The 14907-nt window shown below is 62.5% G+C and carries 12 protein-coding genes and 2 pseudogenes; 7 read left to right on the top strand and 7 right to left on the bottom strand.

What is annotated here, in order from left to right; genetic code table 11:
* Positions 1-13: 13 nt before the first annotated feature.
* The gene (locus tag BVH01_RS12930) at positions 14-547 is read left to right on the top strand and encodes a DUF2937 family protein (protein WP_075930683.1); all 534 of its coding nucleotides are present in this window, start codon (positions 14-16) and stop codon (positions 545-547) included.
* Between the two features lie 58 nt (positions 548-605).
* On the opposite strand, the gene BVH01_RS12925 is transcribed toward BVH01_RS12930, so the two are convergent.
* The 3 genes from BVH01_RS12925 to BVH01_RS12915 all read right to left on the bottom strand — a co-directional run bounded on the left by BVH01_RS12925 (position 606) and on the right by BVH01_RS12915 (position 4012).
* Positions 606-1784 carry a VWA domain-containing protein gene (locus BVH01_RS12925; protein ID WP_075930682.1) on the bottom strand — a complete coding sequence of 393 codons (1179 nt, stop codon included), beginning with the start codon at positions 1782-1784 and terminating at the stop codon, positions 606-608.
* 205 nt (positions 1785-1989) lie between these two features.
* Positions 1990-2835 (bottom strand): MoxR family ATPase, encoded by an 846-nt coding sequence (locus tag BVH01_RS12920; RefSeq protein WP_075930681.1) that lies wholly within the window; start codon positions 2833-2835, stop codon positions 1990-1992.
* A 103-nt stretch (positions 2836-2938) separates the two neighbouring features.
* Complete coding sequence (locus BVH01_RS12915; RefSeq protein ID WP_075930680.1) at positions 2939-4012, bottom strand: DUF748 domain-containing protein; 1074 nt, start codon at positions 4010-4012, stop codon at positions 2939-2941.
* A 134-nt stretch (positions 4013-4146) separates the two neighbouring features.
* On the opposite strand from BVH01_RS12915, the gene cysK reads away from it, so the two are divergent.
* On the top strand, positions 4147-5121 hold the full coding sequence (gene cysK, locus BVH01_RS12910) for a cysteine synthase A (protein ID WP_075930679.1): 975 nt from the start codon (positions 4147-4149) through the stop codon (positions 5119-5121).
* A 315-nt stretch (positions 5122-5436) separates the two neighbouring features.
* Here the strand turns inward: cysK and BVH01_RS12905 are convergent, their stop codons facing one another.
* Positions 5437-6324 carry a DMT family transporter gene (locus BVH01_RS12905; protein ID WP_075930678.1) on the bottom strand — a complete coding sequence of 296 codons (888 nt, stop codon included), beginning with the start codon at positions 6322-6324 and terminating at the stop codon, positions 5437-5439.
* A gap of 330 nt (positions 6325-6654) precedes the next feature.
* On the opposite strand from BVH01_RS12905, the gene BVH01_RS12900 reads away from it, so the two are divergent.
* From BVH01_RS12900 to BVH01_RS12890, 5 genes and pseudogenes are all read left to right on the top strand, one after another.
* The gene (locus BVH01_RS12900; RefSeq protein WP_075930677.1) at positions 6655-8781 is read left to right on the top strand and encodes a TonB-dependent receptor; all 2127 of its coding nucleotides are present in this window, start codon (positions 6655-6657) and stop codon (positions 8779-8781) included.
* A gap of 187 nt (positions 8782-8968) precedes the next feature.
* Positions 8969-9094, top strand: a complete 126-nt coding sequence (locus BVH01_RS24990) for a PA1414 family protein (RefSeq protein WP_256562757.1) — start codon at positions 8969-8971, stop codon at positions 9092-9094.
* A 457-nt stretch (positions 9095-9551) separates the two neighbouring features.
* Positions 9552-9833 (top strand): annotated as a pseudogene (locus tag BVH01_RS25225) (PAS domain-containing protein); the annotation flags it as partial.
* A gap of 309 nt (positions 9834-10142) precedes the next feature.
* Positions 10143-11117 (top strand): annotated as a pseudogene (locus BVH01_RS25220) (methyl-accepting chemotaxis protein); the annotation flags it as partial.
* Positions 11118-11179: 62 nt separating this feature from the next.
* Positions 11180-11779 carry a tRNA-uridine aminocarboxypropyltransferase gene (locus BVH01_RS12890; protein WP_075930675.1) on the top strand — a complete coding sequence of 200 codons (600 nt, stop codon included), beginning with the start codon at positions 11180-11182 and terminating at the stop codon, positions 11777-11779.
* A gap of 14 nt (positions 11780-11793) precedes the next feature.
* On the opposite strand, the gene BVH01_RS12885 is transcribed toward BVH01_RS12890, so the two are convergent.
* The 3 genes from BVH01_RS12885 to BVH01_RS12875 all read right to left on the bottom strand — a co-directional run bounded on the left by BVH01_RS12885 (position 11794) and on the right by BVH01_RS12875 (position 14851).
* The gene (locus tag BVH01_RS12885; protein WP_075930674.1) at positions 11794-12642 is read right to left on the bottom strand and encodes a pirin family protein; all 849 of its coding nucleotides are present in this window, start codon (positions 12640-12642) and stop codon (positions 11794-11796) included.
* A gap of 135 nt (positions 12643-12777) precedes the next feature.
* On the bottom strand, positions 12778-13560 hold the full coding sequence (locus BVH01_RS12880; protein ID WP_075930673.1) for a VacJ family lipoprotein: 783 nt from the start codon (positions 13558-13560) through the stop codon (positions 12778-12780).
* A complete protein-coding gene (locus BVH01_RS12875; protein WP_075930672.1) occupies positions 13553-14851 on the bottom strand; it encodes a serine/threonine protein kinase in 1299 nt (432 codons plus the stop codon). The genes BVH01_RS12880 and BVH01_RS12875 overlap by 8 nt, the downstream gene beginning before the upstream one ends.
* Between the last annotated feature and the right edge of the window lie 56 nt (positions 14852-14907).

Genomic DNA, 14907 nt, shown 5'->3' with positions numbered 1-14907 from the left:
CCGCGAGTGAAGGATGATAAGAAGCTATCTGCGTCTGGCGTTGTTCGCCCTCGGCCTGTTGCTCGGCGTTCAGGTGCCGGGCTTCATCGATGATTACGCCAAACGCGTCGAGGCACATCGCCTGGAGTCCGAGCAGAGCCTGAGCGGCTTTCGCGACACTGCTCGGCGCTTCTTCGATGGCGATCTGCAGCGGCTGGTCGGCCATTACCGCAACAGCAGCGACCCGGTGATGCAGAGCGATGCACGCAGCGTCGCTCTGTTGGTCGAGCGCTCGGCGCTGCTGGAGCAGGAATCGTTGGCCATGCAGGGGGCCTGGTACCGACAGGTCTGGCACCTGGCGACCGCGGCCGACGCACAGTTGCTGGCGGAAACACGCGCCGCTTATCGCTATCAGGTGCTGCTGGCGCCAGAGGCCATCGCCTGGGGTATCGCCTGCGCGCTGTTCCTGGCCTGGGTGGTGGAAAGCATTCTGCTGTTGCTGGCCTTGCCATTGCGGCGCCGCGAACGCCGCAGCCTGCCCGAGCGGCAGACACCGCGCATGCGCTGAGAGCAGGTTGCCCGTCTCCCGGGTGTCGCTGCGCTCGACCCAGGCTACCGGTGCGTAGCTACTTGGCCAGAAAGCGCATGCCGTCTTCCAGGCCCTGCAGGGTCAGTGGGAACATCTGGTCGCTGATCAGATCGCGGATGATGCGCGTCGAGCTGGTGTAGTCCCAGGCTTCACGTGGGTAGGGGTTGATCCAGATGAGCTTCTTGTAGGTTTCCATGAAGCGCTGCAGCCACAGGTATCCCGCTTCCTCGTTCCAGTGCTCGACACTGCCGCCCGGCTGGGTGATCTCGTAGGGCGCCATGGCCGCATCGCCGATGAACACCACCTTGTAGTCGGCGCCGTACTTGTGCAGCAGGTCATGAGTGGAAACGCGTTCGGCATTGCGCCGCAGGTTGTTCTTCCACACCGATTCGTACACGCAGTTGTGAAAGTAGAAATACTCCATGTGCTTGAACTCGGTACGGCAGGCCGAGAACAGCTCCTCGCAGACCTTCACATGGGCGTCCATGGAGCCGCCGATATCGAACAGCAGGAGCAGCTTGACCGTGTTGCGGCGCTCCGGGCGCATCTGGATGTTCAGCAGGCCGCCGTCGCGGGCGGTATGGTCGATGGTGCCGTCCAGATCCAGCTCGTCCTGGGCGCCCTGCCGGGCGAACTTGCGCAGGCGGCGCAGGGCGACCTTGATGTTGTGCGTGCCGATCTCCACCGAGTCGTCGAGGTTCCTGTACTCGCGCTGATCCCACACCTTGACCGCCTTGCCCTGGCGCTCGCCGGCATCACCCACGCGGATGCCTTCCGGGTTGTAGCCGCCCGAGCCGAAGGGGCTGGTGCCGCCGGTGCCGATCCACTTGTTGCCGCCGGCGTGGCGTTCCTTCTGTTCTTCCAGGCGTTTCTTGAAGGCCTCGATCAGCTTGTCGAGGCCGCCAAGCGACTGGATCTGCGCGCGTTCCTCGTCGCTCAGCGAGCGCTCGAATTCCTTGCGCAGCCACTCCTCGGGAATCAGCGCTTCGAGGTGCTGGTCGAGGTTTTGCAAACCGTCGAAATAGGCGGCGAAGGCCCGGTCGAACTTGTCGAAATGGCGCTCGTCCTTCACCAGAATGGCGCGCGCCAGGTAATAGAACTCGTCCATGTCGGCGAACACGACCTTGTGCTCGAGCGCATCGATCAGGTCGAGCAACTCGCGCAGGGACACCGGCACCTTGGCCGCGCGCATTTCGTTGAACAGGTTGAGCAGCATGGCTGCACCCTCGTTTGTTAATCAGCCCTGATGCATTGCGTCAGCGCCATTTGCCGGTAACGGCTATTGGATCACTCGGTGCAAGGGCTCGCGAGCTAGAGCCAGGCAAGGCGGAATCAGGTGAGCAAGCGGAGTGTACTTTTGTACATGAGCATTGCGAACCTGATTCCAACGCAGCATGGCCGACGCGCAGCAGCCCGGTTTTTTACCGAGAAGTGCGGCGGGCCATGAAGGCGAGGCGCTCGAGCAACTGCACATCCTGCTCGTTCTTCACCAAGGCGCCGGCCAGCGGTGGAATGGCCTTGGTCGGGTCGCGCTCGCGCAGCACCGCTTCGCCGATGTTGTCGGCCATCAGCAGTTTGAGCCAGTCGACCAGCTCGCTGGTCGAGGGCTTCTTCTTCAAGCCCGGCACCTTGCGCACGTCGAAGAACACGTCCAGCGCTTCGGCCACCAGGCTGTTGCTGATGCCGGGGTAGTGCACGTCGACGATCTTTTGCAGGGTCTGGCGATCCGGAAAGGCGATGTAGTGGAAGAAACAGCGGCGCAGGAAGGCGTCCGGCAGCTCCTTTTCGTTGTTCGAGGTGATGATGATGATCGGCCGGTGCTTGGCCTTGATCGTCTCGTCGGTCTCGTAAACGTAGAACTCCATCTTGTCGAGTTCCTGCAACAGGTCGTTGGGAAACTCGATGTCGGCCTTGTCGATCTCGTCGATCAGCAGGACCACGCGCTCCTCGGCTTCGAAGGCCTCCCAGAGCTTGCCCTTCTTGATGTAGTTGCGAACGTCGTGAACCTTGTCGGCGCTCAATTGCGAGTCGCGCAGGCGGCTTACCGCATCGTACTCGTAGAGGCCCTGGTGCGCCTTGGTGGTCGACTTGATGTGCCAGGTGATCAGCCGCGTGCCGAAGGATTCGGCCAGTTGCTCGGCGAGCAGGGTCTTGCCGGTGCCCGGTTCGCCCTTGACCAGCAGCGGGCGCTGCAAGGTGATGGCGGCATTGACCGCGAGCTTGAGGTCATCGGTGGCGACATAGTGCTCGGTGCCTTCGAACTTCATCGGGAATCCTCACGCGGCAGGCGGATGCGAAAGGGGCGACTATAGCGCGCCCGGCGCATGAGTGTGAACGCGCCTGGGGTATTCAGTCATTGAATGGACGCGCTCAGGGTTCTTCAGCAGCGTCGCGTTCGAAACCACTGTTGAAGGCCTGCACGAAACCGTTGCGCAGGATGCCGATGAACGCCTGAAAGGCGCTGACGTCTTGCTGTTTGGTGCTGCCGCGCAGTTCTACGCGGGTGGCGATCTGATCGCGCGGGCGATTCTTCAGTACCTTCTCGCTACCGGCCACAACGGCCTCCCAGATCGAGCGAAAGAAGCCCTTGTCGGCGTTCTCGACATCCTGCTGCCAGTCGAACACTTCGACGTTGCGCAGCAGTGGTTTGATATAGCCGCTGAGCTGGGAGTCTTCGGCGAAGGCCTCGACGACGATATCGCCGGTGCCCGATTTGAAGTCGAACTTGCCGTAGGCGTTGGCCAGGTCATTCAGGCGCGGCAATTCGATATTGGTGGCCCGTACGCGGAACTCGAAATCCTGGAAGTTGTGGAAGGGGTCGAACACGGCACTGGCTTCCAGCGGCGCCTGATCCATCAGCTTGGCCTTGCCCTCGAAGCGCGCCACTCGATCGCCCTGTTCGTCGGCCACGTTGGTCAGGTTGTAGAGGCTGGCCTGGATATCGTTGGCCTTGAGCTTCACCGGCGGCGAGGCATTGAAGTTGTAGAAGCCCAGGGTGCCATCGTTGATGCGCACCTCGTTGAGGGTGATGGGCAGTAGCTTGTTCAGCTGCTCGCGCCAGTCGGTGCCTTCACCGGTCTGCGAGTCTTCGCGGCTCTTGCCGTCGACGAAGTTCACTTCTGGTCGCTCGAATACCACTCGGGCGACCACGGCCTGTTTCTCCAGCAGCTCGTTCCAGCTTACCGAGATATCGATCTGCGGGGCGTCGACGAACGGCACCGGCAGATCCTGGGTGACCTTGACGATACGCAGGCCATTGATGCGGTAGCCGCCGCGCCACAGCGCCACGTCGATATCGTCGATATGCCCGCGGTAGTCGCCCATCTCGGCCAGCCTGTCGTTCAGGTAATTGCGCACCATGTAGGGCAGGGCGATGTGCACGACCAGTATCAGGGCGAGCAGGCCGAGGCAGATCCACAGGGGCAGGCTGTAGCGACGTTTCATCGTGGGCGTCCTGTTACGCGGTGTGTGGAGTGGACTGCTGCCGATCCGCCGGAGTTCGAATTTCCAGACGCTGGACGCGCCTGGGCTTGAGGCATAGGCTGACGGGCTCAGTCATGACAAGGAACCGATACACCATGAGCCGCATATACGCAGACAACGCACAGGCTATCGGCAACACTCCCCTGGTGATGATCAACCGCCTCGGCCCCAAGGGCGTGACCATCCTGGCCAAGATCGAAGGCCGCAACCCGGCCTATTCGGTGAAGTGCCGGATCGGCGCCAACATGGTCTGGGACGCCGAGTCCCGCGGTGTGCTCAAGCCGGGCATGACTCTGGTCGAGCCGACATCCGGCAATACCGGCATCGGCCTGGCGTTCGTCGCCGCGGCCCGGGGCTACAAACTGATGCTGACCATGCCGGCCTCCATGAGCCTGGAGCGTCGCAAGGTATTGAAGGCACTTGGCGCCGAGCTGGTCCTGACCGAGCCGGCCAAGGGCATGAAGGGCGCGATCGAGAAGGCCGCCGAAATCGCCGCGTCCAACCCCGAGCAGTACTACATGCCCCAGCAGTTCGAGAACCCGGCGAACCCGGCTATCCATGAGAAGACCACCGGCCCGGAAATCTGGAACGACACCGAGGGCGCCATCGATGTGCTGGTGTCCGGCGTCGGCACCGGCGGCACCATCACCGGTATTTCCCGCTACATCAAGCAGACCCAGGGCAAGGCGATCCTGTCCGTGGCGGTCGAGCCGGTTTCCTCGCCGGTGATCAGCCAGACCATCGCCGGTGATGAAGTCAAGCCCAGCCCCCACAAGATCCAGGGCATCGGCGCCGGCTTCGTGCCGAAGAACCTCGACCTGTCGCTGGTCGACCGCGTCGAGCAGGTCACCGACGAAGACGCCAAGACCATGGCCCTGCGCCTGATGCGTGAAGAGGGCATTCTCTGCGGGATTTCCTGCGGCGCGGCGATGGCCGCAGCGGTACGCCTGGCCGAACAGCCGGAGATGCACGGCAAGACCCTCGTGGTGATCCTGCCGGACTCCGGCGAGCGCTACCTGACCAGCATGCTGTTCAGCGACCTGTTCACCGAGCAGGAACTGCAGCAGTAAGCGATTGGCTGCACTGCTGATCCGCTCGTCTCCAGCGCCCGCTAGGGACGAGTCGATCAAGCCGAATGAGTAATGGACCAACGCCGCAATTACCGCCCGGCCACGGGCTGATGAAAGGTCGCGCCAGTTCTGTCCGATGTGGGAGGGCGTCATGCGCCCGATTCGCGGGCATGGACCAGGCGTCCCCGCCCGCGTCCACAAAATATGCAGTCGACCTCAAGCCATGGGCTTCAGCCCACCAACGCTAGCGCTCGACATCACGTTCAGACCCACTAATCGTTCAAGCTAGCGCCCACCGCAGCGGGGCCGCTTTAGTTAAGCCGCTAGGCTCTTCGTAGGTCGAACCACCAGCCACAACGCGATAGCGATCAGCACGCCTCCGTACAGGTGCGCCCAGGACAGCGGCTCGCCAAGCAGCAGCGCACCCCAGAGCACGCCGAAGATCGGGATCAGAAAAGTGGTGGTCGACGCCTTGATCGGCCCGATGTCGTTGAGCAGGCGGAAATACAGCACATAGGCGAAGGCCGTGCAGCCCAGTCCCAGGCCCAACAGCGATGCCCATTCCAGCCAGCCACCCCAGCTGTGCGGAGCCTGCAGCGCCAGCGAGCCGGCGAACAGCGGCAGCAGAAACAGGCTGGCGCCCAGCAAACTGCCGAACGCGGTTAGGCGATTGTCCAGGCGTCCCGCTATCCAGCGCCGCGTCAGAAAACCTGCCACGCCGTAGCAGGCGGTCGCCAACAGGCAAACGAGGGCCCCGAGCACCAAACCCATGTCCAGCTCTGCCGGCCCGCTGCGGGTCAGCACGGCGACACCGAACAGGCCCAGGGCGACACCCGCTGCGCGGCTCATCGTCATCGCTTCGGCGAAGAACAGGGCGCCGATCAGCACGCCCATCATCGGCGTGGTGGCATTGATGATCGCCGAGTAACCCGCCGGCAGCACCAGCGCGGCCATGCTGTACATGGCCGATGGAATGCCGGCATTGATTATTCCGAGTATCAGGCACAGGCCCAGCTTGCCTTGGAAATCCCACTTGACCCGCATCAGCAACAGGATCGCCAGCAGGCCCAGCATGGCGATCGAGGCGCGAAAGAACGCCGTTGGCATGCTGCCGATGACCGGCGCTACGATCCGCATGAACAGGAAGCTGGCGCCCCAGATCGCGGCGAGCAGCAGGAGGCGCAGCATGTCGGCAGGGCGCAAGGCAGGCTCCCATCGAAGAATGAAGGGCGGCAGTGTTGCTGGATGATGCACGCAAGGCAAGCTCACCGTTTGCCGGTATAGGCTTACCGTTGCAATAAGCGGCGTGCCCATGGTCATGCGCTCAAGGCGTCCGGCAGTCATCCGGCACTATTGTTTGAACGACGGTGTTGGCCTGCGGGTCGCACCTCAGGCCTGCACCGGTCACAATGGCGGGCTGTGCGACCGCGTGGCTGAGCTGCCGAGCGGTCAGGTCTCCCGCCAGGCCTGGGCCATCCGATCCGGGTGGTTGCGCCACGGGGTACCGAGTCGAACCATGAAAGGATTTTTCCAATGAGCTGTAGCCCCCCATCGCGCGCCTTCGAACTTTCCCGCCTGAGCCGGGCCATCGTGCTGTGCAGCTGCGCAGCCGCCGGCACATCGCAAGCGCAGGAGGCTGCTGGCAGCCTGGTGCTGGAACCCAGCGTGATCAGTGGCTCGCGCAGTGCGGCACAGAGTTTCGACCTGCCGTTCTCGGTGGACAGCATCGACCGCGAACAGATCAGCGACGGTCAGTTGGGCATCAACGCTTCCGAGGTGCTGACGCGAGTGCCCGGGCTGGTGGTGCAGAATCGCCAGAACTATGCCCAGGATCTACAGATATCTTCTCGTGGTTTCGGGGCGCGCTCGGCCTTTGGCGTGCGTGGGCTGAAGCTGATCACCGACGGCATTCCCGCCAGCACCCCGGACGGCCAGGGCCAGGCGGCGACCTTCAACCTCGACACCGCTGATCGCATCGAAGTGCTGCGCGGGCCGGCTTCCACGTTGTACGGCAGTAACGCCGGTGGGGTGATCCAGGTGTTCTCCAGGGACGGTGTCGGTCGCCCCCGTATCGGCGCCGAAACCCTGGTCGGCAGCGATGGCCTGACCCGCAATCACCTGACCGCCGAGGGCGAGGCGGACGGCGTCGGCTTCGTGCTCGACGCTTCGCGCATGGACACCGATGGCTACCGCGACCACAGCTCGGCGCGCCGCGACCAGACGTTCGCCAAGCTCAATTTCAAGCCCGATGAAGACAGCAAGCTGGCGCTGATCTACAGCAGCCTGGAGCAGAATGGTACGCAGGATCCGCTCGGGCAGGCATGGGAGGCTTACAAGGCGGATCCGCGTTCGGTGGCCGTCAACGCGCTGAATTTCAATACCCGCAAGAGCATCGATCATCAGCAGTTGGGCGCCAACTATGAGCGCTATTTCGGTAGCGCGACGCTGCAGACCACGGTCTACGCCGGCAAGCGCAGCGTCATTCAATATCTATCCATTCCCCAAGGGGCGCAGGCCAACCCGAACCACAGTGGCGGCGTCGTCGATTTCGACCGTGAATTTCATGGCGGCAGCATTCGTTGGTTGCAACCGGTCGAAGGGGTAAGCGGAGACCTGCGCCTGGTGTTCGGGCTGGACTACGATCAGAGCCGCGACGATCGACGCGGTTACGAGAATTTCTCGGGTACTCAGATCGGCGTTAAAGGCAACTTGCGCCGCGACGAAGTGGATACCGTCACCAGCCTCGATCCCTACGCCCAGGCCACCTGGACCATCGGCAACTGGACCCTGCAGGGTGGCTTGCGCTACAGCACCGTTGAGGTGGATGTCGATGACAAGTACATCGTCGGTGCCAATGGCGACGACAGCGGCACCAAACGCTACGAAAAGGCTACGCCCTCAGTCAGTCTCGGTTACGCCTTCACACCTGATCTGAACGGTTACGTCAGTGTCGGCAAGGGGTTCGAGACGCCCAGCCAGGCCGAGCTGGCTTACTCTCAGGGTAATGCCGGCTTTAACTATGGCCTGGAACCGTCGGAAAGCACGCAGTACGAAATCGGCTTGAAAGCCCGTATCGCCGGAGATACCCGCATCAACGCCGCGATCTTCCAGATCAACACCGACGACGAGATCGTCGTGCTGGCGAACCAGTTTGGCCGCACCAGCTACCAGAACGCCGGCAAAACCCTGCGTCGCGGTTTCGAGCTGGGCGTCGAGAGCCAGCTCAATGAGCAGTGGTCGGCAGCATTGGCCTATACCTACCTGGCGGCAACCTACGATTCGCGCTTCGCCGCCGGCGGTGATGTGATCGACAAAGGTAACAACCTGCCCGGCGTGCCGCGCACCACGCTGTTCGGCGAGCTGGCGTGGAAGCCGGTCGACGGCATCAGCACCGCGCTCGAGGGGCTTTATCGCAGCAAGGTGTATGTGGAAGACACCAATACCGAAAGAGCGGCGCCGAGCTATGCGGTATTCAACTGGCGAACCCGCTTCGAGCAGAACTTCGGCCCCTGGAAAACTCACCAGACCCTGCGCCTGGACAACCTCGCCGACAAGCAATACGTAGGCTCGGTAATCGTCGGGGATGGTAATGGTCGATTTTACGAGGCAGCGCCAGGACGCTCATGGTACGCAGGTGCTGGCATCGAATATCAGTTCTGAGCACGGACGGCGGGAGAGCCCCCATACGAAAGCGCTGTTGGGTAAGCGGCCTCCATACATGAACTAAGCGACGGTCGGTAGCGACTTGCAATGCTTTGAAGCTGCGCGGCTCTCCACTCCCGCTCAGGTTTCAGCTACTCTGAAATCAAGCGGTCACCATAGCCGCGCGTAGTTCGAGGAAATCCTTATGAAAGCCTGGTTCGAAAAGATCACTGCCCAGCTCAACGCCCTGTTCGCCCCGCGCATGCAGCCCATCCCTATCCGTAGTGAAGAGCAACGCCGGTTGGCCGAAGAGCGCCGTCGTCGCCGCTGATTCCTCCGCGAATTCCCTCGACGAGCGTCAGTTACGGCGCTCGTCATAGATCGCTACACACTCAAGGTGTTTGGCGCTTCTCTTTTTTTAGCGAATAACCTGTTGAACAGGCCTTTGCTTATGCACTGGCCTGTTTTTGCGCGTGTGGCGAATTTCTCTAGATCACTTTTTTTGAGAGGTGCGCACAGGAGGCATTACTTGATCGCACAGGCCAAGTGAGAGAGAAATTGGTTCAGGCCGCCTCAAGTCGTCGTACGTCTTGCCGACAAAGGTAAAAGTCCCGTTCGTGGACAGAGGCGGATATCGCAGGGAGCCGGTGGGCGACTTTTCCATGTCTTTCCTCAAGCGTTCGAGCGTTGCCTATCAACCGCCTACCCGTGCTGGCACAGTAGTGTTGCTGTGCTAGACATAGTGGAGTGGCAAGGACGTACCTTTCACGTATCAAAGGATTGCAACCATGCGTCAGAATCTGCCGGTGACTCAACGGGAAAGGACTTTTCCCGGCAATGAGCGGTTGATTTCCACCACCGATCTGAACAGCGAGATCACCTACTGCAACGATGCTTTCGTGGCCATCAGCGGGTTCACCCGCGAAGAGTTGATCGGCCAGCCGCACAACCTGGTACGCCATCCCGACATGCCGCCAGCGGTGTTCGGTCATATGTGGGACACCATCAAGCAGGGCAAGCCCTGGATGGGCATCGTCAAGAATCGCTCGAAGAACGGCGACTTCTATTGGGTCAGCGCCTATGTCACGCCGATCTACCAGAACGGCCAGGTTGCCGGTTACGAGTCGGTTCGTTCGCTGCCCAGCGAAGAGCAGAAACGTCGCGCTGAAGCGCTGTATGCGCGGTTGCGGGCTGGTAAGCCGCCGGTGCCGAAAATCGAACACCTGACCTACGACCTGATTCGCTCCTGGCCGCTGATCATCGCCGCGCTGGTGATTCTGGCCGCTCAGACCATGCTTTCCGGGGTATGGCTGGCGTTGTTGGTGGCCGCGGTAATGGCCGCGCTGGGCTCCTATCAGCTATACAGCAAGCGTGCGCTGATCCGCCGGACCCTCGGTGAGCACCCCAAGGCCTTCACCAGCAGCCTGGTGGCGCTCACCTACAGCGACAACCGCGGCGCCCAGGCCCTGCTCGACATGGCCATGATCAGCGAAGAGGCCCGCCTGCAGACCGCCCTGACGCGCCTCGAGGATGCTGGCGTCAACGTCAAGCGGCAGGCTGCCCAGGCCGCCGGCTTCTCGCGTTCCGGGGCGGAGATGCTCGACCAGCAGCGTAGCGAAACCGATCAGTCGGCGACTGCCATCAACCAGATGGCCGCCACCATCCAGGAAGTCACCCAGAACGTACAGAGCACCAGCCACGCCGCCGAGGAGGCGGATCGCCTGGCCAGGGAAGGGCGGCAACTGGCGGGTGGCAGCCTGGAATCCATGCAGCACATGGCCAAGGCCGTGGTGGATATCGGCCAGGCGGTAAACGATCTGGCCAATTCGACGCAGTCGATCGGCAGCGTGGCCGACGTGATCACCTCGATTGCCGAGCAGACCAACCTGCTGGCGCTCAACGCAGCCATCGAGGCGGCGCGTGCAGGCGAGCAGGGACGTGGTTTTGCCGTGGTAGCCGATGAGGTGCGTTCGCTCGCCTCGCGTACCCGTGAGTCGACCCAGCAGATCCACCAGATCATCGCATCGCTGCGGGCTGGTGCCGAGCGTGCCGTCGCCACTGCCGGGCGGGGTGAAGAGATCTCCCGGGAAAGCGTACAGAGCGTGGAAGCGGTGCGTATCGCCCTGGATGGCATCAGCGAGTCGGTGAGCCGCATTAGCGGCATGAGCCAGCAGATCGCGGCAGCCTCCGAGGAGCAGGGCCAGGTAGCGGACGACATCAGCCGGCAGATCACTCGCATCGCCCAGCTTTCCGAGCAGGGCGCGGAACAGGCCCATCAGGGGGCGGCGATTGGCAAGGAGCTGGAAAGCATGGCCGACTACCTGCATAGCCTGGCCGAGCGTTTCAACCGCTGACCTCTCTGCCTCGGCTGCGCGGCGCGTGCTGTGGCACACTGCGCGGCCGAGGAGACCCGCCCATGTCACGCCCCCGTTGTAGCCGCTGTAGGCGCCCAGCCAGCCACTGCCTGTGCGCCCTGATTCCCGACTTGCCCAGCCGAACCGAAGTGCTGGTGCTGCAGCATCCCGATGAAGTCGATCATGCGCTCAATACCGCGAACCTCGCTGCGTTGGGGCTGCGCAACGCGACGTTGTGGGTGGGCGAAGTATTCGAGGCGTTGCCGGATTGGCTGGCAGAGCCGGGTTATCGTCCCTGCCTGCTGTTTCCGGGTGAGCAGGCGCGCCCGATCAACGAGCTTGGCGCTGATGAGGACCGACGCCCCGTGCGCTTGGTGGTGCCCGATGGCACCTGGCGCAAGGCACGCAAGCTTCTGTATGTGAATCCGGCGCTGCAGGCATTGCCACGGGTAACCCTGCTCGATGCGCCGCCATCGCGCTACCGGCTGCGCAAGGCGCCGATGGAGGGATCACTGTCGACCCTGGAGGCGATAGTCGAGGTGTTGAACGTCTTGGAGGCGCCGGCCGATTACCGTGAACTGCTCAAACCCTTCGATGCGCTGATCGAAGGGCAGATCGCTGCGATGGGCGAGGAAACCTTCCGACGCAACCACTCAGGCTGAGCGGCGATGACCGCTCAGGCGAAGCTGCCGTCACGGAAGTCGCGCAGGGCTTGCTCGATCTCTTCCCGGCTGTTCATCACGAATGGGCCGTACTGCACGATCGGCTCACCCAACGGTTTGCCTGCGATCAGCAACACGCTGGCGCCGCTAGCACTGCTGATCGACAGCTCGCCGTGGTCGTCCAGGCGCACAAGGCGGCCGGCTTGTACCTCATGGCTCTCCTGAATGTGTGCCTCGCCCGCATAGACGTAGAGCAGGGCACGGTGGCCTGCGGGAAGTTCCGGGCGCACACTGCTGTTGGCGGGCAGGCGCAGGTCGAGAATATGTGGCTCGGTGTGGGGGCGCTGCACGGCGCCGATCTGGCGGTGCTCGCCCTCGACGAAAGCGCCAGCGATGGCCACGACTTCGACGCCCTGATCGGTGTGCAGGCGTGGAATCTGTGCGTTGGGAATGTCGCGATAGGCCGGATCGGCCATCTTGTCGCGGCCCGGCAGGTTGAGCCAGAGCTGGAAACCGCGCATGGCGCCCCGTTCCTGTTCGGGCATTTCGCTGTGAATGATGCCCCTTGCCGCCGTCATCCACTGCACGTCACCGCCTTGCAGCAGGCCTACGTTGCCGAGGTGATCCTCGTGGCGCATGCGGCCTTCGAGCATATAGGTGATGGTCTCGAAGCCACGGTGTGGGTGGGGCGGGAAGCCGGCGATGTAGTCGTCGGCATTGGCGGTGCTGAATTCGTCGAGCATCAGGAACGGATCGAAACGTTCGATGCCGGCGCCACCGATCACCCGGTTCAGGCGTACGCCAGCACCATCGGAGGCAGGCTGGCCTGGTTGCACGGCGAGTACGCGACGTAGCTGGTTCATCTGGCAGACTCCGGTAAAAAGCGATGAGCCCATGGTAGGCCAGCCCGGCCGCCAGATGGTTGGGAAAAGATCAACTCATCTATCGATAAAGTCGATGTGGCGAGCGGCGCCATGGGCGCCGCCGCCCGAACGGTGTCACTCCGCGATCTGCAGCTTGCGCGACTCGGTATAGAAGAAGCGCAGCTTCTCGTACTCGAATGGCGAGTTCAACTGGCCGTAGCGGAAGCTGGTGGTCGAGCGCTGATCGATGCCTCTGAGCACGGTGACTTCCGGGTGGCTGCTGCTGATCTCGGCAACGTTGAGGTAGTTGATTTCCTGGGCTACGCCGAAGTCCACGACCAGGCCCGTTGTATCACGCAGGTTGGACGGGCCGAAGATTGGCAGCATCAGGTACGGGCCGGCAGGTGAGCCATAGAAGCCCAGGGTCTGGCCGAAGTCTTCGCGGTGCTTGGGCAGGCCCATCAGTGTGGCTGGATCCCACAAGCCGGCCACGCCCAACGTGGTATTGAACAACAGGCGGGCAGTGGTGTTCAGGGCGCGTTCACCCTTGAGCTGCAGGGCGCTGTTGATCAGGTTGGGTATGTCGCCCAGGTTGCCGAAGAAGTTGGTCACGCCTTTTTGCACGAAGCCTGGGGTGACGTAGCGGTAACCGTCGACCACGGGCAGGAACACCCACTGATCGAAGCGGTAGTTGAAGTGATAGACGCGGCGGTTCCAGGATTCCAGCGGGTCGTGGATCTCCAAGGCCGACAGGGTCGAACGCTCGAACTCGCGCTGGTTCAGGCCCGGGTTGAACTTGAGCTCCCTGAGCGGCTGCTTGAAGCCATCGTCATCGACGGGGGTGGTGGTTTGCGCTGAGGCGGTGCCGCAACTCAATACGGCAGCGAACAATGCGAGAGTAGGGAAGGACTTAGCCACGGAAGAACTCCAACATGTCGTTGCTGTTGACGCGGTAATTGAGGTTGCCGCAGTGGCCGCCGTACGGATACACGGTCAGGCGATCGCCCAGGGTGCGGCGCAGGAAGCCCAGGTCGCCAGGGCCGAGAATCACGTCGTCGGCGTTGTGCATCACCGCGATTTTCGGGCTGTTCTTCAGGTAATCCTCGATGCCGTACAGGCTGACCTCGTTGATCAGCTGGTTGATGCTGCCGCCGCCATAGCGGGCGCGCCACATGGGAATCAGCTGCTCGGTCATGTAGCAATCGAAGTCGCACTGCAGCGCACGGCGGAAGAACGGCGTGAGGCTGGTGCCTTCGCCGATCGGGTAGTCGACAGGCGTGATCAGGCCGCGGCGGTTGATCAGGTCCGAGGTGAAGGTGATGTCGGCGGCCGAGAAACGGAACGAGGTGCCGATCAGCATGGCCAACTGTTCGTTGGTCAGGTGTTCCTTGGACTGCTGGAAGTCGTAGAGCAGGGCGTCGTTGATGTCCACGTAACCCTTCTGCTGGAAGTAGCGAGTCAGTTTGGCCAGCACCAGCTCATAGAACGTCGTGCGGTTGGTGATGCCCTTGACCTGGGTCTGTACCAGGCGGTCGAGGTTGGTGATCGAGGTGTACAGGTTGACCGGCGGGTTGAGCATCAGCACGCGCTTGAAGTTGAAGCTGCGGCGGGTCTCGTCCAACTGGCTGACGAAGGCGGCGTGCAGGGCGCCGAGGCTGTAACCGGTCAGGTAATAGTCGGTGACCTGTAGGCGTGGATGCTGGGCGCGCACGGCCTGCATGGCGCGGTACATGTCTTCGGCATCGTCACGGCTGATGCCCGGCGTGGCGAAGCGCGAGGCGGAGGTCATGAAGTCGTAGCTGGTCGGCGACGAAAGCTGCACGACGTGGTAGCCGGCCCCATAGAAGAGTTTCTTCAGGTACTCGGGCGTGCTGCTCGAGTAGTGGGCACCGGTACCGGCGATGATGAAGATCAGCGGCGCCGGCCCATTCTGCTCGGCCAGCCGGTAACTCATCTTGGTCACCGCCCAGAAGTTGTCGGGCAGCTGGAATTCCCGCTCCGGGCGCAGGCGAACCTGGTAGTCACCCTGCTTGATGTCAGCGTCTTCGGGCAGCTCCGGGCGCAGATCAGGCGGCGTGGTGGCGATCGTGGCTTCGAACGGGTTGGTCAGCGGATAGCCGTAGGTTTGCGCATCGACATCGACGGCCCACAGGTGGGTGCTGAGCAGCAGGGTGCCGAGCAGAGCTGCAAGACGGGGAATGAAAGACATACAAGATCCCTTTGGAAGAGAACATTCTTTTCAGAGGTGGGCCGGCAAGCCGGTGC

Origin of the sequence: Pseudomonas sp. PA1(2017), from assembly GCF_001945375.1 — a bacterium.
GTDB lineage: Bacteria > Pseudomonadota > Gammaproteobacteria > Pseudomonadales > Pseudomonadaceae > Aquipseudomonas.
Note: the sequence above shows the minus strand (reverse complement) of the source record. Positions and strands in the feature narration are given on the sequence as shown.